This is a genomic window from Oceanisphaera arctica (genome assembly GCF_002936955.1).
Classification (GTDB): Bacteria; Pseudomonadota; Gammaproteobacteria; order Enterobacterales; family Aeromonadaceae; genus Oceanimonas; species Oceanimonas arctica.
The window spans coordinates 84,453-106,965 of sequence record NZ_MPZM01000008.1 but is presented as its reverse complement, the minus strand read 5'-3'; the positions used below and the strand labels follow the sequence as shown (position 1 = coordinate 106,965).

Annotated in this window: 23 protein-coding genes and 1 pseudogene; 17 read left to right on the top strand and 7 right to left on the bottom strand. The window is 57.1% G+C overall.

Annotated elements, in window-relative coordinates; all coding sequences use genetic code 11:
* The first annotated feature begins 147 nt into the window (after positions 1-147).
* The 10 genes from UN63_RS05920 (at position 148) to hemB (ending at position 7,196) form a co-directional block, all read left to right on the top strand.
* Positions 148-348, top strand: a complete 201-nt coding sequence (locus UN63_RS05920) for a tautomerase family protein (protein WP_104485855.1) — start codon at positions 148-150, stop codon at positions 346-348.
* Positions 349-471: 123 nt separating this feature from the next.
* Positions 472-858, top strand: coding sequence for a fluoride efflux transporter CrcB (crcB, locus tag UN63_RS05915; RefSeq protein WP_104485854.1), 387 nt, complete (start codon positions 472-474; stop codon positions 856-858).
* A 57-nt stretch (positions 859-915) separates the two neighbouring features.
* Positions 916-1,671: a bifunctional demethylmenaquinone methyltransferase/2-methoxy-6-polyprenyl-1,4-benzoquinol methylase UbiE gene (gene ubiE / locus UN63_RS05910; RefSeq protein WP_104485853.1), complete on the top strand. Its 756-nt coding sequence runs from the start codon at positions 916-918 to the stop codon at positions 1,669-1,671.
* The gene (locus UN63_RS05905) at positions 1,671-2,291 is read left to right on the top strand and encodes a ubiquinone biosynthesis accessory factor UbiJ (protein WP_104485852.1); all 621 of its coding nucleotides are present in this window, start codon (positions 1,671-1,673) and stop codon (positions 2,289-2,291) included. Before ubiE ends, UN63_RS05905 begins: the two co-directional genes overlap by 1 nt.
* On the top strand, positions 2,288-3,925 hold the full coding sequence (ubiB, locus tag UN63_RS05900; RefSeq protein ID WP_104485851.1) for a ubiquinone biosynthesis regulatory protein kinase UbiB: 1,638 nt from the start codon (positions 2,288-2,290) through the stop codon (positions 3,923-3,925). Before UN63_RS05905 ends, ubiB begins: the two co-directional genes overlap by 4 nt.
* Before the next feature lie 83 nt (positions 3,926-4,008).
* Complete coding sequence (gene tatA / locus UN63_RS05895; protein WP_104485850.1) at positions 4,009-4,263, top strand: Sec-independent protein translocase subunit TatA; 255 nt, start codon at positions 4,009-4,011, stop codon at positions 4,261-4,263.
* Between the two features lie 2 nt (positions 4,264-4,265).
* Positions 4,266-4,637, top strand: a complete 372-nt coding sequence (gene tatB, locus UN63_RS05890; protein ID WP_104485849.1) for a Sec-independent protein translocase protein TatB — start codon at positions 4,266-4,268, stop codon at positions 4,635-4,637.
* The gene (tatC, locus tag UN63_RS05885) at positions 4,638-5,387 is read left to right on the top strand and encodes a twin-arginine translocase subunit TatC (RefSeq protein ID WP_104485848.1); all 750 of its coding nucleotides are present in this window, start codon (positions 4,638-4,640) and stop codon (positions 5,385-5,387) included. It abuts the gene before it with no gap.
* Positions 5,384-6,163 (top strand): 3'-5' ssDNA/RNA exonuclease TatD, encoded by a 780-nt coding sequence (tatD, locus tag UN63_RS05880; RefSeq protein ID WP_104485847.1) that lies wholly within the window; start codon positions 5,384-5,386, stop codon positions 6,161-6,163. Before tatC ends, tatD begins: the two co-directional genes overlap by 4 nt.
* A 19-nt stretch (positions 6,164-6,182) precedes the next feature.
* Positions 6,183-7,196, top strand: coding sequence for a porphobilinogen synthase (hemB, locus tag UN63_RS05875; protein WP_104485846.1), 1,014 nt, complete (start codon positions 6,183-6,185; stop codon positions 7,194-7,196).
* Between the two features lie 42 nt (positions 7,197-7,238).
* On the opposite strand, the gene gppA is transcribed toward hemB, so the two are convergent.
* Positions 7,239-8,729, bottom strand: coding sequence for a guanosine-5'-triphosphate,3'-diphosphate diphosphatase (gene gppA, locus UN63_RS05870; RefSeq protein ID WP_104485845.1), 1,491 nt, complete (start codon positions 8,727-8,729; stop codon positions 7,239-7,241).
* Positions 8,730-8,734: 5 nt separating this feature from the next.
* Positions 8,735-10,033 carry an ATP-dependent RNA helicase RhlB gene (gene rhlB / locus UN63_RS05865; RefSeq protein ID WP_104485844.1) on the bottom strand — a complete coding sequence of 433 codons (1,299 nt, stop codon included), beginning with the start codon at positions 10,031-10,033 and terminating at the stop codon, positions 8,735-8,737.
* A 116-nt stretch (positions 10,034-10,149) separates the two neighbouring features.
* Between rhlB and trxA the strand changes: the two genes are divergently transcribed.
* From trxA to fre, 4 genes and pseudogenes are all read left to right on the top strand, one after another.
* Positions 10,150-10,476 carry a thioredoxin TrxA gene (gene trxA, locus UN63_RS05860; RefSeq protein WP_104485843.1) on the top strand — a complete coding sequence of 109 codons (327 nt, stop codon included), beginning with the start codon at positions 10,150-10,152 and terminating at the stop codon, positions 10,474-10,476.
* A gap of 185 nt (positions 10,477-10,661) precedes the next feature.
* Positions 10,662-11,927: a transcription termination factor Rho gene (rho, locus tag UN63_RS05855; protein WP_104485842.1), complete on the top strand. Its 1,266-nt coding sequence runs from the start codon at positions 10,662-10,664 to the stop codon at positions 11,925-11,927.
* A 113-nt stretch (positions 11,928-12,040) separates the two neighbouring features.
* Positions 12,041-13,556 (top strand): annotated as a pseudogene (ubiD, locus tag UN63_RS05850) (4-hydroxy-3-polyprenylbenzoate decarboxylase).
* A gap of 2 nt (positions 13,557-13,558) precedes the next feature.
* Positions 13,559-14,254, top strand: a complete 696-nt coding sequence (gene fre / locus UN63_RS05845; protein ID WP_104485840.1) for an NAD(P)H-flavin reductase — start codon at positions 13,559-13,561, stop codon at positions 14,252-14,254.
* 30 nt (positions 14,255-14,284) lie between these two features.
* Here fre and UN63_RS05840 read toward each other — a convergent pair whose 3' ends face one another.
* Together UN63_RS05840 and ubiK are read right to left on the bottom strand one after the other, a co-directional pair.
* Positions 14,285-14,464, bottom strand: a complete 180-nt coding sequence (locus UN63_RS05840; RefSeq protein WP_104485839.1) for an acetyltransferase — start codon at positions 14,462-14,464, stop codon at positions 14,285-14,287.
* Positions 14,451-14,717 carry a ubiquinone biosynthesis accessory factor UbiK gene (gene ubiK / locus UN63_RS05835; RefSeq protein WP_104485838.1) on the bottom strand — a complete coding sequence of 89 codons (267 nt, stop codon included), beginning with the start codon at positions 14,715-14,717 and terminating at the stop codon, positions 14,451-14,453. Before ubiK ends, UN63_RS05840 begins: the two co-directional genes overlap by 14 nt.
* Before the next feature lie 119 nt (positions 14,718-14,836).
* Here ubiK and UN63_RS05830 point away from each other — a divergent pair, with 119 nt between their 5' ends.
* Positions 14,837-15,883 carry a potassium channel family protein gene (locus tag UN63_RS05830; RefSeq protein WP_104485837.1) on the top strand — a complete coding sequence of 349 codons (1,047 nt, stop codon included), beginning with the start codon at positions 14,837-14,839 and terminating at the stop codon, positions 15,881-15,883.
* 568 nt (positions 15,884-16,451) lie between these two features.
* Here UN63_RS05830 and ilvY read toward each other — a convergent pair.
* Positions 16,452-17,336, bottom strand: a complete 885-nt coding sequence (gene ilvY, locus UN63_RS05820; protein WP_104485835.1) for an HTH-type transcriptional activator IlvY — start codon at positions 17,334-17,336, stop codon at positions 16,452-16,454.
* Positions 17,337-17,489: 153 nt separating this feature from the next.
* Between ilvY and ilvC the strand changes: the two genes are divergently transcribed.
* Together ilvC and tcdA are read left to right on the top strand one after the other, a co-directional pair.
* Positions 17,490-18,977, top strand: coding sequence for a ketol-acid reductoisomerase (gene ilvC / locus UN63_RS05815; RefSeq protein ID WP_104485834.1), 1,488 nt, complete (start codon positions 17,490-17,492; stop codon positions 18,975-18,977).
* A gap of 528 nt (positions 18,978-19,505) precedes the next feature.
* On the top strand, positions 19,506-20,288 hold the full coding sequence (gene tcdA / locus UN63_RS05810; protein ID WP_104485833.1) for a tRNA cyclic N6-threonylcarbamoyladenosine(37) synthase TcdA: 783 nt from the start codon (positions 19,506-19,508) through the stop codon (positions 20,286-20,288).
* 445 nt (positions 20,289-20,733) lie between these two features.
* Here tcdA and csdE read toward each other — a convergent pair whose 3' ends face one another.
* Together csdE and UN63_RS05800 are read right to left on the bottom strand one after the other, a co-directional pair.
* Positions 20,734-21,153, bottom strand: coding sequence for a cysteine desulfurase sulfur acceptor subunit CsdE (gene csdE, locus UN63_RS05805; RefSeq protein WP_104485832.1), 420 nt, complete (start codon positions 21,151-21,153; stop codon positions 20,734-20,736).
* The gene (locus tag UN63_RS05800; protein ID WP_104485831.1) at positions 21,153-22,373 is read right to left on the bottom strand and encodes an aminotransferase class V-fold PLP-dependent enzyme; all 1,221 of its coding nucleotides are present in this window, start codon (positions 22,371-22,373) and stop codon (positions 21,153-21,155) included. The genes csdE and UN63_RS05800 overlap by 1 nt, the downstream gene beginning before the upstream one ends.
* Positions 22,374-22,513: the final 140 nt, after the last annotated feature.

Genomic DNA, 22,513 nt, shown 5'->3' with positions numbered 1-22,513 from the left:
AAAAATAGTGAGGTGTGAAGGGTAAGGTGAGGTGCAAACACAGCGCCGAGCTTCGATCACCAAGCTCAACACGCCTCACGGAAAGTTGACTCGGCTCACATTTTTTACTGTAATGATTGCCTATTTTATTACTGAAAGGAAGTCGTAATGCCGATTCTCAATATCGCCCTGATCGAAGGACGCAGCAACGCGCAGAAAGAAGCGTTGATCCGTGAAGTGACCGACGCCTGTGTACGTGCGCTGGACGTCAAGCCGGAAACGGTCAGGATCCTGCTGCAGGATATTGCCACTCAGGACTTCGGTGTAGCCGGTGAATCGGTCAAGGCCAAGCGGGAACGCCTTGCCTGAATTTTTCAGCGTATCAGGGCAGCGTCTACAGCCCTGCTATCAAGGACCTTACACAACTGACTGTGGGTTTTTGATGATGCGCGGCGTAAACTGAGCCATTATTTTTTCTGAGCCGGTTTTAAAATGAAAACCCTGCTGTTTATTGCCGTCGGTGGTGCAACGGGAGCCGTATTGCGCTTTGTCATCACCGACCTGATGGCCCGTCTACTGGGCCGTTCTTTCCCCTACGGTATTCTGACCGTCAACCTGCTCGGCTCCATGCTGATGGGCGTCATGTTCGTGCTGGTGCAACAGCAGGTGCTCAGCACTCATTCATGGCGTCCTTTTGTCATGGTCGGAATGCTGGGTGCACTTACCACCTTCTCTTCTTTCTCGCTCGATACGGTGTTATTACTTGAGCATGGTCAATGGCTTAAGGCCGTGTTGAATGTGTGTCTCAATGTGGTTTGCTGTATCATGTTTACGTATTTTGGTATGCAGATTACCGGCAGTCTGATAGCTTCCCGTTAGTCGGGACCACGCATTTGCAGTACACTAACTCACTTTGATTTTATAGGTGCCTTCAGCATGCCAGAACAGCACAAGTCGACGACCCACTTTGGTTACAAAACGGTGGAAGCCAATGAAAAAGAACAGATGGTCGCCAGCGTATTTCACTCGGTAGCCGCGAAATACGACCTGATGAATGACCTGATGTCTTTTGGTGTTCATCGGTTGTGGAAACGTTTCACCATCGATTGTTCTGGAATACGCAAGGGACAGAAAGTGTTGGATCTGGCCGGTGGCACCGGTGATTTGACCGCGAAATTTTCCCGTATCGTCGGCGAAACCGGACAGGTGGTGCTGGCTGATATCAACGATTCCATGCTCAAGGTGGGCCGGGACAAACTGAGAAACAGGGGGCTGGGCAGCAACATCGCCTATGTGCAGGCTAATGCAGAGGCGCTGCCGTTCCCGGATAATCACTTCGATCTGATTACCATTGCCTTCGGCCTGCGTAACGTAACCGATAAAGACAAGGCGCTGGCGTCCATGCAGCGGGTACTTAAGCCCGGCGGCCGTTTGCTGGTGCTGGAGTTCTCCAAACCTCAGCACGAAATCATGAACAAGCTGTACGACTTCTATTCGTTCAATATTCTGCCCAAGGTCGGCAGCATCGTAGCCAAAGACAGTGACAGCTACCAGTATCTGGCTGAGTCTATCCGTATGCACCCGGATCAGGAAACCCTGAAGTCGATGATGGAGCAGGCAGGTCTGGAGCAGGTGGAATACTTTAACCTGACCGATGGCATAGTAGCGTTGCACCGCGGGTTCAAATTCTGATGAAAGACTTGCTGTTTCCCTTGCTCAATGGTTCGCTCGAGGCGGTATTTAATCGTTTTATGCTGCAGGATAGCGAGCGATTGAAGAAGATGACGCCATTACAGGGGAAGGTGTTGCAGCTGACCGTGACCGATGTGGCTGGCCTGTACCTGCTGTTTTCCGCCGAACGGTTGGAAATACTGCGGCATTATGAAGGCGCGGTGGACAGCCATCTGAGTTTGTCACTCAATGCCTTGGGCCTGCTGAAAGACAAAGGCCTGCTGATGCAATATATCCGTGACGGGCGTATCGATTTGCAGGGAGACCCTCAGCCCTGGCAGGATTTTTCCGCCTTGGTCAAAGATCCCAATATCGATCTGGAAGCGTTGCTCGCCCCTTATACCGGCGACATCATGGCGCACCTGTTGTGTCGTCATGGCCGTGAGTTCAGGACGGCCGTAGAGCGCCGAGCTCTGGGAGTACGGGATCAGCTAGGAGATTATGTGCGGGAAGAAGCCCGCCTGGCGGTGGGCCCGCTGGAGCTGGCCGACTTTAGTGATGACGTGGCCGAGCTGAACAAGCGCTTGTTGCAGTTGCAGGGACGACTGGCAACGCTGACGGATAAGGTTGTGCATTCATGAAAAAACTGCGGGAGTTATTCCGGCTCTACCAGATTGGAAAAACCCTGTTCGAGTATGGCCTGGATGAACTGATACCGGCACGGCTACAGGTATTGCCGGCGCGGTTGGCAAGAAAAAGCCTGTTCTGGCTGAAAAATCGGCATCCGGACTTGTCGCGCGGCAAGCGTATCCGCCTGGCGTTCGAGCATCTGGGGCCTGTCTTTATCAAGTTCGGTCAGATGTTGTCGACGCGCCGCGATCTGTTACCACCGGATATTGCCGAAGAGCTGGCACTGCTGCAAGACCGGGTGCCCCCCTTCGATGGCATCCTGGCCCGCAAGCAGATTGAAGCCAGCCTGCGGCAGCCCATAGAGGTATTGTTCGATAACTTCGATGAAAAACCGCTGGCCTCGGCCTCCATTGCCCAGGTACATACCGCCAGGCTGAAAACCGGTCAGGAGATCGTGATCAAGGTGATCCGACCCGATATCGAGAAGGTTATCGAGGCCGATGTCAGCCTGATGCATTCCATGGCTACACTGGTGGCCCGCCTGGTGCCCGAGCGCAGCAGTCGGTTGCGGCCGGTCGAGGTGGTGGAAGAGTACCGAAAGACTCTCTTTGACGAGTTGAACCTGCTGCGCGAAGCGGCTAACGCCATTCAGTTGCGACGCAATTTCGAAGGTTCTCGTACCCTGTACGTGCCGGAAATCCATTCCAGCTACTGTCATGAAAATGTGCTGGTGATGGAGCGTATCTACGGTATTCCGGTCTCCGATATTGAGGCGCTGGAAGCCAATGGCACTAACATGAAGCTGTTGGCGGAGCGGGGCGTGGAAGTGTTCTTTACCCAGGTGTTCCGTGACAGCTTTTTTCATGCGGACATGCATCCGGGCAATATCTTCGTCTCTTACGAACACCCGGAAGATCCCCAGTGGATCGGCATCGACTGCGGCATAGTGGGCACCCTCAACCGGGACGACAAGCGTTATCTGGCGGAGAACTTCCTGGCGTTCTTTAACCGGGATTACCGCAAGGTAGCCGAGCTGCATGTGGAGTCGGGCTGGGTGCCGGCTGACACCAAGGTGGAAGAGTTCGAGTCAGCTATCCGTACCGTGCTGGAGCCCATCTTCGAAAAACCGCTGTCGGAAATTTCCTTCGGCCATGTACTGCTGAACCTCTTCAATACCGCCCGCCGCTTCAATATGGCGGTGCAGCCGCAGCTGGTGTTGTTGCAGAAAACCCTGCTCTATGTCGAGGGTGTCGGTCGTCAGCTGTATCCGCAGCTGGACTTGTGGAAGACGGCCAAGCCCTTTCTGGAAGAATGGATGCAGCAGCAGGTCGGTTACAAGGCGGTGATCAATGCGGTGAAGGAAAAGGCGCCGTTCTGGGCCGAGAAGCTGCCCGACTTGCCGGAGCTGGTCTATGACGCTCTGCGCCAGGCAAAGTTGCAGCAGCGGCAGGTGCAAGGTCTCTATAACCAGTTTGCCCAGCAAAATAAAGGCCAGGGCCAGGGGCGTTTCTTGCTGGCCATGGGCGCCACTATCTTGCTGGCCAGTACCCTGCTGCTGGGGATGGATAAAAGCGAGTGGGCCATGTCTGGTCTGGTACTGACTTTGGTTGTATGGTTGCTGGGCTGGCGAAAAATAGCACGTTAATTTGATCTGGTGTCCAGATACTGTCATCAAGCTCGGATATCATGTTTATTGATTGTTTACTCTTTATATAGGAAAGGTGTGCTATGGGTGGAATCAGTGTTTGGCAGCTGCTTATCGTGGTGTTGATAGTGGTGCTGTTGTTCGGTACGAAGAAGTTGCGCGGTATGGGTTCCGACCTGGGCTCGGCGGTGAAGGGCTTCAAGAAGGCGATGACCGACGAGGAGAAGGACAAGAAGGATGCCGACTTCGAGCAGCAGACGCTGGCCGACAAAAAAGAACAGGGTGATGCCCTGAACAAGAAAGATCAGGAAAAAACCAAAGATAAAGATCAGGTATAACCATGTTCGATATCGGTTTCTGGGAGCTGGTGGTAATTGGGGTGGTCGGGCTGCTGGTACTGGGGCCGGAGCGACTTCCTGTGGCCATCAGAACTGTGTCCCGGATGTTCAGGACGGTACGGGACACCGCCAATGCGGTGAAAACCGAGCTGGCTCAGGAATTAAGAATGGAAGAGTTGCATCGGGATCTGAAAAAAGCCGAACAGCTCGACATGAAAAACCTGAGCCCGGAGCTGCAAGAGTCCATCGACCAGTTGAAGGATGCTGCTGCCTCCGTTACTCGCCCCTATGAAAAAAGAGAGGCCGGTAGCGCCGGTGTCCATGGTGCCGAAACCGATACCCCGCCATCGAAAGAGCCTCAGGATAAATCTTAAATGAGTCAAACACAGCAGCCGCTGATCAGCCATCTGGTTGAGCTGAGGAGTCGCCTACTCAGGGCCTTTGCCGCGATTGTGCTGGTCTTTCTGGCCCTGGTGTATTTTGCCAACGACATCTACAGCATTCTGGCCGAGCCGCTGCTGCGGCAGTTGCCGGAAGGCACCAGCATGATTGCCACCGGGGTAGCGACGCCGTTTCTGACCCCAATGAAGCTCACGCTGATAGTGTCGTTTTTTGCTGCCATTCCCTATGTGCTCTATCAGGTCTGGGCCTTTATTGCCCCCGGCCTGTACAAGCACGAGAAGCGGCTAATAGCCCCGCTGGTGTTTTCCAGCGCCCTGCTGTTTTATGCGGGCGCTGCGTTCGCCTATTTCGTGGTATTTCCGCTGGCCTTCGGTTTCTTCACCAAGATGGCGCCGGAAGGGGTGACCATTGCCACCGACATTGCCAGTTATCTCGACTTCGTGCTCGGCCTCTTCGTGGCCTTCGGCATCGCCTTCGAGATTCCCATCGCCACCATTTTGTTATGTTGGACCGGGGTGACGACGCCGAAAGATCTGTCTGGCAAGCGGCCCTATGTGATTGTGGTGGTGTTTATCGTCGGCATGCTGCTGACGCCGCCGGATGTGATATCCCAGACCCTGCTGGCTATTCCCATGTGGTTGTTGTTCGAAGTCGGGGTCTTCTTCGCCCGTTTCTACGTGCGTGATAAAGGCGAGGAAGAAGAGCAGGACGACGCCTCATGATCGACATCGGGGTCAACCTGACCAACAGCCAGTTCGACAAAGATAGAGATCAGGTCATTATCAGGGCCAAAGCTGCCGGTATCTCGGCGCTGGTGCTGACCGGCACCAATCTGGAAGAAAGCCGGGCGGTGGCCGATTATGCCGCCACCGAGCCCGGATTCTGTTACGCCACCGCCGGCATTCATCCTCATGATGCCAAGACCTTCGACGGCCAGAGCCTGTCGGTACTGCGAGCACTGGCGGCACAGCCCCAAGTGGTGGCCATCGGCGAGTGTGGCCTCGACTATAACCGGGACTTTTCGCCGCGGCCCCAGCAGGATGCGGTGTTTGAAGCCCAGCTAGAGCTGGCGGCCGAGTTGCAGCTGCCGGTATTCATGCACTGCCGGGACGCCCATGATCGCTTTCTCGATATCCTCAGGCCCTGGCGCAGTCGGCTGCCAGCGGCGGTGCTGCACTGTTTCACCGGCAGCGAAGCCGAGCTGCGCGGCTGTCTGGCACTGGATCTTCATATCGGTATCACCGGCTGGATCTGCGACGAACGTCGTGGCCAGGAATTACAGCGTCTGGTGTCGCTGATCCCGGACCATCGATTGATGATCGAAACCGACAGCCCCTATCTGTTGCCGCGAGACTTGTCACCCAAGCCGTCCAGCCGACGTAACGAACCGGCGTACCTCCCTCATATTGCCCGGCGCATTGTCGCCTGCCGGGGCGACGATCCCGACGCCCTGGCAGCCGCGACTACGGCGACCAGCCGCGCTTTTTTCCGTATTTAGGACGTATTCAGGAGTAGCTATGACTCAACAAGTGTTTGCTGGTTTTCCCTCTCGTCGCTTGCGTCGCTCACGCAAGCATGATTTCAGCCGTCGACTGGTACGCGAAAATACTCTGACGGTGGACGATCTGATCTATCCGGTGTTTGTCTTGCCCGGCTTTCAGCGTAGGGAAGCGGTAGCGTCCATGCCCGGTATCGAGCGACTGTCCATCGATCTATTGCTGGAAGAAGCGGCGGAGCTGGTGCAATTGGGCGTGCCGCTGATTGCTTTGTTCCCGGTGGTGAACCCGAGTGAGAAAACGCTGCTGGCCGAAGAAGCCTACAATCCGGAAGGGCTGGCCCAGGAAGCGGTACGAGAGCTCAAGAAAGCCTTTCCCGAACTGGGCGTAATGACCGACGTGGCATTGGATCCCTTCACCGTGCACGGTCAGGACGGCATTCTCGACGACGACGGCTATGTGCTCAACGATGTGACCACCGAAGTACTGGTGAAGCAGGCGCTGAGTCACGCCGAAGCCGGAGCCGACATTGTGGCGCCTTCCGACATGATGGATGGCCGTATCGGTGCCATTCGTCAGGCGTTGGAAGAAGCCGGCTTTATTAACACTCAGATCATGGCCTATTCCGCCAAGTACGCTTCCAACTATTACGGCCCTTTCCGCGATGCGGTCGGCTCCGCGGGTAACCTCAAGGGTGGCAACAAGTCCACTTATCAGATGGATCCGGCCAACAGCGATGAAGCGCTGCAGGAAGTGGCCCTGGATATCCAGGAAGGCGCCGACAGCGTCATGGTCAAGCCGGGCATGCCCTATCTGGACGTGGTACGCCGGGTGAAAGATCAGTTTGGCGTACCGACTTTCGCCTATCAGGTCAGTGGTGAGTACGCCATGCACATGGCGGCCATTCAGAACGGCTGGTTGAAAGAGCGGGAAACCGTACTGGAGTCACTGATGTGCTTCAAACGCGCCGGGGCCGACGGCATCCTGACCTACTTTGCCAAGCGGGTCGCGACCTGGCTGAAAGAAGAAAAGTAAAACAGGGACTGGGGATTTGGGACTGGTTAGGGTCCCTAATCCCTAATCTTGCTCCTGAATCACCAGCGGCCAGCCTTGTGCGGTTTGGCGCTGAGCTTCTTGCTGTAACTCACTGGCGCGCAGATGATGGGTCTGACTCCAGTTAGCCGGTAGCGTCAGCGTTAGCTGCTGAGCATCTGCCACCAGCCGGAACTCCGGCACCGTGCCGCGGGTGCGGCGCAGGCAGAGGATGATGGCCAGACGCAGTAGTCGGGCCAGCAGAATAGCCTGCTCTGTTTCGATGGCGCTTTGCTGCTCCAGCGACTCCTGTCGGAAGTCGTCCCGCTGGTTCAGTAACAGGGCGGCCAGCAGCTGTTTCTGAGCAGGTGTAAAGCCCGGCAAGTCCACATGGCGGATGATATAGGCGGCATGCTCGGGAGCGCGTTTGTACTCTATGCAGAGCCCCAGTTCGTAGAGCAGGGCGGCCCAGCCCAGCATGGCGGTGGCTGGGGAGTCGATATTCTGGCTGTTGGGCAGTTGCTGCAGGGCCTTGAGGGCGGTGTTGCGCACTCGTTCGGCCTGTTCCCTGTCCAGCTGATAGCGGCTGATCAGGCTGTCGGCGGTGCGCACCCGGGCATCACACTCTCGGCGGCGGCCCAGCATGCCGTAGATCAGGCCCTCGCGCAGAGCGCCGCCGGCCAGCGTCATGCTGTCTATCGCCAGCATCTCGAACAGGGCGATCAGAATCGCCAGGCCGGACGGAAATACGGTGACGCGATCCACTTGCAAGCCGGGTTGCTGGAGCCGGTCGAGATGGCCACAGGCGATGGCCTGTTGTTTGAGTTGCATCAGCTTGGCCAGGGTGATTTGTTCATCCTCACCCTGACTTATCATGATTTCCTGAATGGCCTGCACGGTGCCGGAGGCGCCGATGCAGTTTTGCCAACCGAGTTTGAGGTAGTCGCCGGCAACTGGCATCAGGGTCTGACGGGCGGCGGCAATGGCGTGGTCAAAGTTGGCGGCAGACAGCTGCCCGCCGACGAAGTAGCGATTAAGCCAGGTGACGCAGCCCATGTGCAGGCTGTTAAGCAGCTGCGGAGCCGTGCCTTCACCGACGATCAGCTCGGTGCTGGCACCGCCGATGTCGATCACCAGCCGTCGGCCGACACCGGATGAGGTCCAGGCCACGCCTTCATAGATGGTGGCGGCTTCTTCTTCACCGGAAATAATGCGGATGGGATGGCCCAGAATGGCCTGAGCCCGTTCGAGAAAGACCGTTATATTGGTCGCCAGGCGCAGGGTGGCGGTGCCGACGATACGAATATGGTCGGCGGGAATGTCCTGCAACTGTTCGGCGAACAGTTGCAGGCAATCCCAGCCTCGTTGCATGGACGCCGCATCGAGGCTGCCGTCGGCTTGCAGGCCGGCGGCGAGGCGCACCTTGCGCTTGATCTTGGCCAGGGTGCGGCAGGCGCCGGCCACTTCATGCACCACCAGCATATGGAAGCTGTTGGATCCGAGATCCACGGCAGCATAAAGGTCGGCGTTTTTCACCTGGCTTAGCTCCGGGTACCCTGCGGGCGGCGACGATTGTTGCCGCCCGGACGACGCTGGCCGCTACCCTGGCGTGGACCGCGATTGGCGTGAGCTCTGTGATGGTGAATGTGCGTCGGGGGCGTCACATCATCGAGCAGGGCGTCCTTGTCGTATTTGCTGACCGGAATTTCATGCTCGATATAGGCTTCCACCGCCGGCAGGTTGAACACGTATTCTTCGCAGGCAAAGCTGATGGAACAACCGCTGGCGCCGGCTCGGCCGGTTCGGCCGATACGATGCACATAGTCTTCCGCATCATCGGGCAAGTCGTAGTTGAACACGTGCGTCACATCGGGAATATGCAGGCCACGGGCCGCCACATCGGTAGCGACCAGAATATCCAGCACACCGTTGGTGAAATCCTCGAGTATGGACATCCGTTTCTTCTGGGGAACATCACCGGTCAGCATGCCGACGCGGTGCCCATCTGCCTGCAGCCAGGCGTGAACCTTTTCGCAGCTGTGCTTGGTGTTGGCGAACACGATGGCCTTGTCGGGCCATTCTTCTTCCATCAAGGTCAGCAACAGCGGCAGCTTGTCTTCCTGTGCCGGGTAGAACAGCTCTTCCTTGATGCGAATACCGGTTTTGCGTTCCGGCTCTATCTGCACGTGCTCGGGGCTGTTCATGTGCTCGTAGGCCAGCTCCTGAACCCGCAGCGACAGGGTGGCGGAAAACAGCATGTTCTGGCGCAGGGTAGCTGCCGGCATACGGCGGAACAGGAAGCGGATGTCCTTGATAAAGCCCAGATCGAACATGCGATCCGCTTCATCCAGAACCACTACCTGAATGGCGCCCACATCGATGACTTGTTTCTTGAGAAAGTCGATGATGCGACCCGTGGTGCCGACCAGGATATCGACGCCGGCTTCCAGCACCTCTATCTGTTTCTCGTAGCCATCGCCGCCGTAGGCCAGACCCAGCTTGAGGCCGGTACTGGCGCTGATGGTGTCGGCGTCGTTGAAGATCTGTATTGCCAGCTCGCGGGTAGGCGCCATGATAATGGCCCGAGGCTGGTTCAGCTGGCGGTTTTCGAGTGCCGGCGTGGTCAGCAGATGATCAAAGGTGGCGGCGAGGAAGGCGATGGTTTTACCGGTGCCTGTCTGGGCTTGTCCGGCGATATCCTTGCCTGCCAGTAAATGGGGTAACGACAACGCCTGAATGGGCGTGCAGTTGTGAAATCCCTTTGCTTCCAGTCCGGCCAGAACCTGCGGCTGCAGGCCCAACTGGGCAAATTTTACGTCTGTTAAGTGTGTTTTGCTCATAGTGTTCAGAATATCAGGTTAGGCTTGCAATAATAAACAGGATCATTTGAAATAGGCCAACTAAATTGCCCCCGACGTTGTGTGTCGCGGGATAAAACGACTGATTGGAGTTGGAGATGAGTGACAAAATTGTTCAGCTGACCGATGCCAGCTTCGAAGCTGACGTGATTAAGGCCAATGGCCCGGTTCTGGTAGATTTCTGGGCTGAATGGTGTGGTCCTTGCAAGATGATCGCCCCCATCCTGGCCGAAGTGGCCGGGGAATATGAAGGCAAGGTCACCGTGGCCAAGCTGAATATCGATCAGAATGCAGATACTCCGCCCAAGTTTGGTATTCGTGGTATCCCCACGCTGCTGCTGTTCAAGAATGGCGAAGTAGCGGCCACCAAGGTAGGTGCGCTGTCCAAGACTCAACTGAAAGAGTTCCTGGACGCCAACCTGTAATGGTGAGATAAGGGGGGCGCAACGCACCCCTTATCGTTTTTTGCTAGACGGCCTTTCTTTTTGGTGCTAGTTTATTGTTCGTTTGCTAGCCTATTTTGTGCCCCAGAGGCCCTCCGATTTCAAGTCTCACCCCGGCAGACTTTCCTGATTATTTAACACATCCTGGTTGACAGAAACCCACCACTATGAACCTTACCGAACTCAAGAATACCCCCGTCCCTGAGCTAGTAAAGCTTGGGGAAACCATGGGCCTGGAAAACCTCGCCCGTTTGCGCAAGCAAGACATCATCTTCGCTATCCTCAAGGCTCATGCCAAAAGTGGTGAAGATATTTTCGGCGATGGCGTGCTGGAAATATTGCAGGATGGCTTTGGCTTTTTGCGCAGTGCCGATTCCTCTTATCTGGCCGGCCCGGATGACATCTATGTCTCGCCCAGTCAGATCCGTCGTTTCAACCTGCGCACCGGTGACACCATCGCTGGCAAGATCCGCCCGCCGAAAGAAGGCGAGCGCTACTTCGCGCTGTTGAAGATCAATGAGGTCAACTACGACAGACCCGAAAATGCCCGTAACAAAATACTGTTCGAAAACCTGACCCCGCTGCACGCCAACGAGCGGATGAAGATGGAACGGGGCAACGGCTCTACCGAAGACATCACCGCCCGGGTGCTGGATCTGGCATCGCCGATCGGCAAGGGCCAGCGTGGCCTGATCGTGGCGCCGCCCAAGGCCGGTAAGACCATGCTGCTGCAGAACATCGCGCAAAGCATCGCCTACAACCATCCGGAATGTGTGCTGATCGTCCTGCTGATCGACGAGCGTCCGGAAGAAGTGACCGAGATGCAGCGCATGGTGAAGGGTGAAGTGATTGCTTCTACCTTCGACGAGCCTGCCGCCCGTCACGTACAGGTGGCCGACATGGTGATCGAAAAGGCCAAGCGCCTGGTCGAACACAAGAAAGACGTGGTGATCCTGCTCGACTCCATTACCCGTCTGGCCCGTGCCTACAATACCGTAGTGCCGTCCTCCGGCAAGGTACTGACCGGTGGTGTGGATGCCAACGCCCTGCATCGCCCCAAGCGTTTCTTCGGTGCGGCCCGTAATGTGGAAGAGGGCGGCAGCCTGACCATTATCGCCACTGCTCTGGTAGAAACCGGCTCCAAGATGGATGACGTTATCTACGAAGAGTTCAAGGGCACCGGTAACATGGAACTGCACCTGTCGCGCAAGATTGCCGAGAAGCGGGTGTATCCGGCCATCGACATTCCTCGTTCCGGCACCCGTCGTGAAGAGTTGCTCACCACTCCGGACGAGCTGCAGAAGATGTGGATATTGCGCAAGATCGTGCATCCCATGGGCGAGAGTGACGGCATCGAGTTCCTGATCGACAAGCTGGCGATGACCAAGACCAACGATGAGTTCTTTGAAGCCATGAAGCGGCAGCAGAAGTAATCATCAGAAGTTAAAAAGAACCGCGGCCCGTCCGCGGTTTTTTATTGCCCGATACAAGCTATCTCTAACGGGGTATAATCTTCGGCGTTATTCGATGCTCTTGGAATAAACCTATGAAATATAAGGACTTGCGCGACTTTATTGCGCAACTCGAAGCTCAGGGCGAACTCAAGCGTATCCAGCATGAAATCGACCCCTATCTGGAAATGACAGAGATCTGTGATCGCACGCTCAAGGCGGGTGGTCCGGCCCTGTTGTTTGAAAACCCCAAGGGCTTCGATATGCCGGTGCTGGGCAACCTGTTTGGCACCCCCAAACGGGTGGCTATGGGCATGGGCCAGCAGGATGTTGAGTCGCTGCGCGAAGTGGGACGCTGGCTGTCTTATCTGAAAGAGCCGGAGCCGCCCCGCGGCCTGAAAGAGCTGATGGAAAAGCTGCCCATCTTCAAGCAGGTGCTCAATATGCCGGTCAAGCGGCTGAAGAAGGCCCCCTGTCAGGAAGTGGTGCTGGAAGGTGACGATGTCGACCTGACCCAGCTACCCATTCAGCATTGCTGGCCCGGCGATGCGGCGCCCCTGATCACCTGGGGCCTGACCATTACCCGCGGGCCTTACAAGAAGCGCCAGAATCTGGGCATTTATCGTCAGCAGTTGCTGGGCAAGAACAAGGTGATCATGCGCTGGCTAAGCCACCGCGGTGGTGCCCTCGATTTTCGTGAGTGGCAGGAAGCCAATCCCGGCCAGCCTTATCCTGTGGCCGTGGCCTTGGGCGCCGATCCGGCGACCATTCTCGGCGCCGTCACGCCGGTACCCGATACCCTGTCCGAATATGCCTTTGCCGGCCTGCTGCGCGGCAGCCGTACCGAGGTGGTCAAATGTATCGGCAGCGATCTGGACGTGCCGGCCAGCGCCGAAATCGTGCTGGAAGGCTATATCTATCCCGACGAAATGGCGCCGGAAGGTCCCTATGGCGATCACACCGGCTATTACAACGAAATTGACGAGTTCCCGGTGTTTACCGTGGAGCGTATCACCCGCCGGCAAGACGCCATCTATCACTCCACCTATACCGGTCGTCCGCCCGACGAGCCGGCGATACTGGGTGTGGCGCTGAACGAGGTGTTTGTGCCCATACTGCAGAAGCAGTTTCCGGAGATAGTCGACTTCTATCTGCCGCCGGAAGGCTGCTCCTATCGTATGGCGGTGGTGACCATTAAAAAGCGCTACCCGGGCCATGCCAAACGTGTCATGCTGGGCGTTTGGTCGTTTTTACGGCAATTCATGTATACCAAGTTCGTTATCGTGTGCGACGACGATATCAACGCCAGAGACTGGAACGACGTGATCTGGGCCATTACGACCCGAATGGACCCGGCGCGAGATACCACTCTGATCGAACACACCCCCATCGACTATCTGGACTTTGCCTCGCCGGTATCCGGCCTGGGCTCCAAAATGGGGATGGACGCCACCAACAAGTGGCCGGGTGAAACCGACAGAGAATGGGGTCTGCCCATCGAGATGACGGACGAAGTAAAACAAAGGGTCGACAGTTTATGGGATCAACTCGGGATCTTGGGGTCTGTTGACCTGTAGCTCGAGTGCCAAACAGAGTGAACTCAAAGGATAGTCATGCAGAAAGTAACATGTAGTGTTGAAGCCCTGGAAGAAATGGCCGAAACCCTGTGGTATGTGCGATTGAAGCCGGAATTGTCCGTGGATTTTCTCCCCGGCCAGTATCTGCTGGTGGTGATGGCGGAGGACGACAAACGTCCCTTCTCTATCGCCAATACCGCGAATGAAGAGGGTGTGCTGGAACTGCACATCGGTGCCGGTCCGGATAATACCTATGCCATGCAGGTGCTCAAGCGCATGCAGGAGCAGGGGCAGATTGAAGTACAGCTGCCGGCGGGCAAGGCCCACCTGCGTTCAGGCTCCCGTCATCCGGTGATCCTGATGGCCGGTGGTACCGGTTTTGCCTACACCCGCTCTATCTTGCAGCAGATGCTGGCGGATGGTCTGCACCAGCCGGTGTTCCTGTACTGGGGCGTGCGCTTCGAGCAGCACCTGTATGCGGATCAGGAAATGAAGGCCTGGGCCGCCGAGCACAAGGAGCTGACCTATGTGCCGGTGGTGCAGAACGGCGATGACTGGCAGGGTCGTACCGGCCTGGTGCATGAGGTCATCATGGAAGACTTCCCCAGCATGGCGGGCTACGACATCTATGTGGCGGGTCGCTTCGAGATGGCCGGCGTGGCGCGGGAAGCCTTCAAGGAAAAGGGCGTAGAGGCGGATCACCTGTTCGGTGACGCCTTCGAGTTTATTTAAACCCGGCCAGGAGTAGGGGATTGATATTCCCTATTCCTGATCATGGTTTTCGCCGGGCAGTTGGCTCAGATTCAACGCCCGGATGGCGTCCATAGCCAGTTCGAATCGGCCTTGCTGGCACAGGCCCAGCAGGCCGCTTTCTTCATAAGTGGCCAGCGCCGCCTGCAGGCAGCGTTGACGGATTTGCTCGGCGAACTCAGCCTCGTTCATCCTGATTGTCGGTTAGGTGACGCTCCAGCAGGGCCAGCTTGGTTTCCATCTCGTTCAGTTTTTCCCGGGTGCGCAGCAGTACCTTGGTCTGCACATCAAACTCTTCCCGCGTGACCATATCGAGTTTACCCAACTGGGCCTGCAACACGGTACGAATGCGTTTTTCCGCTTCTTCACCCATGTTCTTCAGCCCGCTGGGGAGGCTGTTTTGGATCTGTTTGGCGATATCTTCCAGTTTCTTCGGATCTAGCATGGTTATCTCCTTGGCTATGGGGCCATTTTACCCCTAATTGCCGGCGGCGGTCAGGTCGGACTTTCCATTTTGGCACGAAAGCCGTAGTTTTAGATGACCAAGCTTCAAATGAGATAAACATGTTCCATCTGCTTACACGTTTGCTCTATCGTCTGACCCGTCGTCTCAGTTGGCAAAATCTGCTGGTATTGTTGCTGTTACAGGCCGGTGGCAGCTGGCTGCTGCTTGTTCTGGCGGGAGAGCAGGAGCTGACGGAGCCGTCGGTGTTTTTCTATTACAACGCCGTGGTCATCAGCACCGTCGGTTTCGGTGATTATTCGCCGGTGACCGAGGCGGGCCGCTGGGCGGTGGCATTGTTTCAGATCCCCTTCGGCCTGTTGGTGTTCGGCAGTTTTATCGGTAAATTGACCCAGACTTTGGTGGCCTGGGTAAGGAGAGGTATGTCAGGCAAGGCAGACTATTCACATTGTTCCGGCCATACGCTGCTGTTCGGCTGGAACGGCGCCCAGACCGAGCGCATCGTCGATCTGTTGCTGGCAGACAGCGCCAGTCATGCGCAGGAAATCCTGCTGTGCGTCACTCAGGACATGGAGCATCCCTTTCCTGAAAAACCGGCGGTCAAATTCGCTCGTCTGCATTCTTTCACTAATCCCGACGAGCTGGCGCGGGTGGGGCTGGCAAGCGCCACCCGTGTACTGGTCGATGGGGAAGACGACGATCAGACTCTGACCACCTCGCTGGCGCTGTCCGCCAAGGCGGCTCCGGATGCGCACCTGTGCGCCTGGTTTACCGAAGCCAGCAAGGCGGAACTGCTGCGGCTGCATTGCCCCAACGTGGAGGTGTCCAGCTCGAAGGAGGCGGAGATCCTGGTGCGTTCGCTGCAGGATCCGGGTGCCAGCCTGATCCAGGAGCAGATTTTCTCCACCTTGCTGGGGCCGACCCTGTATCGCATTCAGGTACCGCAAAGCGCGGAAGAGCTGGTTTATGGTGACTTGCTGAGTATTTTCAAGCAAGAGCACAATGCCACCCTGCTGGGTATTTCCAGCCAGGCCAGCGGCCAGGACATCGAGCTGAATCCCGTGGGGGGTACTCGAGTTAGCGGCGGCAGTTTCCTCTACTATATCTGTCCGGAACGGCTGCAGAGTACGCAGATAAGCTGGGAGTAGTTTCAGAGGCTTCGATGGTTACCTCAAACCCATGAAACAATCGAGCTGTTTGAGTGTTATATCAATCCCGGACAAAGGGCCCGCTCCGCCGACTCGCCGTAAATACCTCCCTGTAGGCGCAGCCGTGCCATCCGTAGCGCGGCCGGGAAATGCTCCTGCCATCCAGGCATTCCCACCATCCATGGTGGTCAGATGGTCGGCCGAGCAGATCCCTTTGTCCTCCCTGATGCCAGGGAGTTGCCTGTTGGCATCGACTACAGGCAACTCGGAGTTCCAGAAGAGGCAACAGAGATCGACTCCCACGACCGTGAAATGCCAGGGCCGAAAAATGCTCCTGCCGTTCCGGCATTCCCGCCGTCCCTGGCGGTCAGATCGCATTTCCGAGCCCCCAAGGGGCGAGCTTGTCTCGCCGTGACGAACGGTTGCAGCCTGACCGAACATCCAGTGAATGTTCGCAGTAGGCTGCAACGGTGAGTGCCATTTACCAGTGGCGTGTCGAGGGAGACGGCTGTATTGCCTCTGGTCTGAGGCCATTCGATAGTTATGGAATTGGTATAACAGGCCAGTACTACGAAGGCTCCAGCGCAGTCTGCTGAAAGGCGCGGATCAGCGGGTCGTCCAGCCGTTTCTTCAGCAGGCAGACTCCCACCTCGATGGACTTGAGCGCCGGGCTGGCCGACAGCACCCGCACCTTGTCGCCCATGGGGCTGTGATCGATCACCACCCTGGGCACCACGCCGATGCCGAAACCCAGCGCCACCATGCCGATAATCGCCTCGTTGCCGGCCACCTCCGCGTAGATATTGGGGTTGATGCCCTTGGCCTTGAACCATTGATTGGCCCGCTTGCGGGCCACGCCCTGCTCCGACACGATCACTGGCAGCCGCTGCCAGTCCAGCGGGCGTTGCTCCAGCAGCTCGCTGACCGGGCCCGGCGATGTGGGGGCAATAAACACCATGGGTACCGTCTGCAGGTTGACGAAATGCACCTTGGCCGGCAGGGCGTCGGGGCGGGCGGCGATGGCCAGCTCGGTTTCATCGTCCAGTATCTTGTCGATAGCCAGCGCCGGGTCGCCGGTTTCGAGCCGGATTTCCAGCCGGGGATAGCGGCTGCGAAAACGCTCCAGTATGCCGGGCAGCAGAAAATAACTGGCGGTGACCGAGCAGAATACACGCAATCGCCCCTGCAGGCTGTCGTCGCCGTGTTTCAGCTCCTGCTTCAGATGTTGCCAGTCCGCCAGCCAACCCTGGGCAAACTGTTGCAGTCGGGCCCCGGCCGGGGTCAGGGTCACGCTGCGGTTGTCTCTTACCAGTAACTCGCAGCCGGTATCCTGCTCCAGCCGCTGTATGGCCCGGCTGAGGGTGGAGGGACTCACGGCCATGGCATCGGCGGTGTGACCGAAGTGCAGACTCTGGCTTAAATGTATAAACAGTTCCAGGTGACGGAAGTCCATTGGCGTTCCAGTAAATGACGTTGCATAAAATGAAATACTCTGTTTCGAATATATCATTTTAAGCAATGAATAGCCTGGGGTATAGTGTTTCAGTCGTCACCGGAAAAACGGTGCAAGCATTCAAATTAAACGGATTAACTGGAGCAAAAGGTCATGGCTACTAACTATTTCAACACCCTGAATCTGCGTCAGCAGCTCGAACAGCTCGGCAAGTGTCGTTTCATGCACCGCGCCGAATTTGCCGATGGTTGTAACTACCTGAAAGGAAAAAAGGTGGTTATCGTCGGTTGTGGCGCCCAGGGTCTGAACCAGGGTCTGAACATGCGTGACTCCGGTCTGGATGTGGCCTATGCCCTGCGTGCCGAAGCCATTGCCGAAAAGCGCAAGTCTTTCCAGCAGGCCACCGAGAACGGCTTCAAGGTAGGTACCTATGAAGAGCTGATCCCCACCGCCGATCTGGTCATGAACCTGACGCCGGACAAGCAGCACACCTCTGCCGTTAATGCCGTTATGCCGCTGATGAAAGACGGAGCCGCCCTCGGTTACTCCCACGGTTTCAACATCGTTGAAGAAGGCATGCAGATCCGCAGCGACATCACCGTCGTGATGGTAGCGCCCAAGTGCCCCGGCACCGAAGTTCGCGAAGAATACAAGCGTGGATTCGGCGTACCGACTCTGCTCGCCGTACACCCCGAGAACGATCCCAAGGGTGAAGGTCTGGCTATCGCCAAGGCCTGGGCTTCTGCCACCGGCGGCGACCGTGCCGGTGTTCTGGAATCTTCCTTCGTAGCCGAAGTGAAATCCGACCTGATGGGTGAGCAGACCATTCTGTGTGGCATGCTGCAGGCTGGCGCCATCGTTGCTCACGAGAAGATGGTTGCCGACGGCATCGACGCCGGTTATGCAGGCAAGCTGATCCAGTTCGGTTGGGAAACCATCACCGAAGCCCTGAAGCAGGGCGGCATCACCAATATGATGGACCGTCTGTCCAACCCGGCCAAAATCAAGGCATTCGACATGGCCGAAGAGCTGAAAGAGCTGATGCGTCCGCTGTTCAACAAGCACATGGATGACATCATCCAGGGTCACTTCTCTGCCGGCATGATGGCCGACTGGGCCAATGACGACAAAGACCTGCTGACCTGGCGCGAAGAGACTGCCGAGACCAGCTTCGAGCAGTACCCGGCTTCCGAGGAAGTGATCGACGAGCAGGAATACTTCGACAACGGCATCCTGCTGGTTGCCATGGTTAAAGCCGGTGTTGAGCTGGCCTTCGAAGCCATGACTGCCTCTGGCATCATCGACGAGTCTGCTTACTACGAGTCTCTGCACGAGCTGCCGCTGATCGCCAACACCGTTGCCCGTAAGCGTCTGTACGAAATGAACGTGGTTATCTCCGATACCGCCGAGTACGGTAACTACCTGTTCGCTCACGCCGCCGTGCCGCTGCTGCGCGAGAAGTTCATGCCGAAGGTTGGCACCGACGTGATTGGCAAGACCATCAAGGTCGAGTCCAACTCCGTTGACAACCGTCGCCTGATCGACGTGAACGAAGCCATCCGTAACCATCCGGTTGAGACCATCGGCAAGACACTGCGTTCTTACATGACCGACATGAAAAACATCGCCGTTGGCGGTTGATAGCTAAAAATAAACAGAGCTACAAAGACAGGGAGGCGCAAGCCTCCTTTTTTTATGGCCGGGACTCGGGATTAGGGACTGGGGATTGATACCAATCTGAATAAAAATATGATCTTTCTTAAGTCCAAACTCAGAGGCAACACAGCCGCCTCCCACGACACGCCATAAACTCATCCCTGAGGGCTCGGAAATGCCATCCCTGGCATTTCACGGTCGTGGGAGGTCGTCTCTGTTGCCTCTTCCTGAGCTTCGAGTTGCCTGCAGACAGTGCCAACAGATGACTCTGCGGCATCAAGGAGGACAAAGGGAGCTGCTCAGCCGACCATCCGCACCACGGATGGTGCGGCTGAGCCTACATGGAAGTATTCACGGCGTGTCGGCGGAGCTGGCCCTTTGTCCGACCTTTGCAGAGTAACCAAATAGATCAGTTATTTAATCAGTTTGGTATGAGCTTGTTCCAGTCCCGAGTCCCTAATCCCTGTTCCCCGTCAGTCTGATATAATGCCCGCTCAATCAGGAGAGTAAGCAATGAGTTTTGACGAGCGTTTTGGTGGTATTGCCCGACTGTACGGGGCCGATGCCCTGACCCGGTTTGCGGCGGCCCATGTGTGTGTGATCGGCATTGGCGGGGTGGGATCCTGGGCGGCGGAAGCCCTGGTTCGCTCCGGGATAGGCGCCATTACCCTGATCGACATGGACGATATCTGCATCACCAACACCAACCGTCAGATCCATGCGCTGAACAACCAGATTGGTCAGGAAAAAACCGTGGCCATGGCCGAGCGGATCGCCTTGATCAACCCCGACTGTCGGGTGACGGTGGTGGACGACTTTATCAGCCCGGACAACCTGGCCGACTATCTGCAGGGTAATTTCGATTATGTGGTGGATGCCATCGATTCGGTCAAGGCCAAGGTGGCGTTGATCGCCTATTGCAAACGTAACAAGATCCGGGTGATCACCGCCGGCGGCGCCGGTGGACAAACGGATCCGACCCAGATCATGATCCGTGATCTCAGCAAGACCATTCAAGATCCACTGGCGGGCAAGGTACGGGGCGATCTTCGTCGTTTTCACAACTTCAGCAAGAACCCCAAGCGCAAGTTTGGCGTGGACTGCGTCTTCTCCACCGAACAGCCCCGCTACCCGGACGGGTCCGGTGGTATCTGCAGCACCAAGAAGGAATCGGACGGCATCATGAAGATGGACTGCGCCTCCGGTTTCGGCGCCATCACCCATATCACCGCCACCTTCGGCTTCTTCATGGTTAGTCGGGTACTTTCAAAGCTTGCTACTCAGGCTGACAGTTAGAAGTAGCTGATAGCATACGCAATGTGGAGCAACAGAGCGGTTGCGCTCCGCCGACTCGCTTCAAGCCCATCCATGGGACGCTCGGCACATGCCATCCATGGCATGGTGACGGTCGGCTCCGGCAATCCCCGCTGCTGCTCCATGAAGTGGCTGAGTTTCTTGTTGAATATCAACAGTCAGCTCAGTGTCTGAGAAGGAGGGCAAAGGGTGTCTGTTTCGCAGCGCCCTTCGCGCCAAGGATGGCGTGACGGAGCCCCGTGGGGCGAGCTTGCTCGCCGTGACGAGAAGTTTCAGCCCGACCGAACATTCAGTGAATGCTCGCAGCGGGTTGAAACATCGAGTGTCATGTCCTCACGGCGTGCCGGAGAAGCAGTGCGCTTTGTCCGACGGAGGTGCATGACACAGCAAACGACAAGAGTTTGCGACGCTTCGCATTGCGGCCGAGTCAGCTGTCGGCTTTGGTTTTAATGGCTGTGACCACAGCTCTTAAGCCGTTACCCCGGGAGGGGCTCAGGTGTGGCAGCAGTTGCAGTTCGGAAAAATAGGCTTCCATATCGAAGGCCTGGATCTGCTCGGCGGTCTTGTTGCTGAGCGCGGCCAGCACCACCGTCATCAGCCCCTTGACGATGCGGGCATCCGAGTCGCAGTGAAACTGCCAGACACCTTTTTCATTCAGCTCGCTCACCAGCCAGGCCTGGCTTTCGCAGCCATGGATGGCGTTGTCCTCGACCTTGTGCTCGTCTGCCAGGGGCGGCAGTTGTTTGGCCAGCTTGATAAGTGTCTTGTATCTGGCTTCCCAGCCGTGGGCCCCATTAAACAGGGCGCGAATGTCGGTGTCGGTAATGGTGTCGCCGAATGGATGCATCAGAAAAACTCCCGGGCTTTGTGAATGCCGGCCAGCAGGGCCGCGATTTCCTCGTGGGTGTTATAAAAGGCAACAGAGGCACGAATGGTGCCCTGTTCCAGCCCGAGAGCCTGCATCAGCGGCATGGCACAGTGGTGGCCGGTGCGCAGTGCTATGCCCTGCATGTCCAGCAGGGTGGCCAGATCCTGGGGGTGCACCTCGTCCATCACAAAAGAAACCGCGCCGACCCGGACACCGGGCCTGCCTATTATACGTACGCCGGGAATGGCCTCCAGGCCGGTGACCAGGGCGTCCAGCAGGCTGTCTTCATGCTGGGCCAGAAGGGTGCGATTGAGGCCGGACAGATAATCGACGGCGGCCCCGAAGGCGATGGCGCCGGCAATGTTGGGGGTGCCGGCTTCAAACTTGAACGGCAGGCGGTTGAAGCGGGTCTGCTCGAAGCTGACGTGACTCACCATTTCGCCGCCGGTCTGCCAGGGTGGCATCTGCTCGAGCAGCTCTTTTTTACCATAGAGGCCGCCGATACCGGTGGGGCCATACATCTTGTGGCCGGAAAAGGCGTAAAAGTCACAGCCCAGCTCCTGTACATCCACCGGCAGGTGGCCCATGGCCTGGGCACCGTCCACCAGGGTCACGGCGCCCACACTCTTGGCCATGGCGATCAGCTGCTTCACCGGATTGATCACACCCAGGGCGTTGGATACCTGACCGATGGCCAGCAAACGGGTGCGGCTGTTGATCAGCTGCGCTGCGGCTTTCATGTCCAGATCGCCGGTGGGCATCAGCGGGATCACCCGGATCCTGGCGCCGGTGGCCGCGGCCACCTGCTGCCAGGGCACGATATTGGCGTGATGCTCCAGGGTGGAGAGCAGGATTTCATCGCCGGCCTTGAGGTTATGCATACCAAAGCTGAAAGCCACCAGGTTGATGGCCTCTGTGGTGCCGCGGGTCCAGATAACCTGCTCGGGAGCCGGTGCATTGATAAAGCGCTGCAGCTTGATGCGGGCCTGTTCGAAGGCTTGGGTTGCCTGCCCGCTCAGGGCATGGGAGGCGCGATGCACATTGGCGTTGGTATCACGATAATAGTGATTGAGGGCATCCAGCACGGCCTGGGGCTTCTGGGTGGTGGCGGCGTTATCCAGGTACACCAGTGGATGACCGTTGACGATTTGGGCCAGAGTGGGGAAGTCGCGTCTGAGGGTGAGGATGTCCGGAGCCATGTGCCTGTCTGGTGAATGAGCGCTGACCGGGATCATGAGCCAAAGCCGGAGCGATGACAAGATGCCTTTAAGCGGGGATCAGGGATTGGGGATTGGATAATCAAAACCAAACAAAGTGCGATCTGCTAATCCCCAGACCC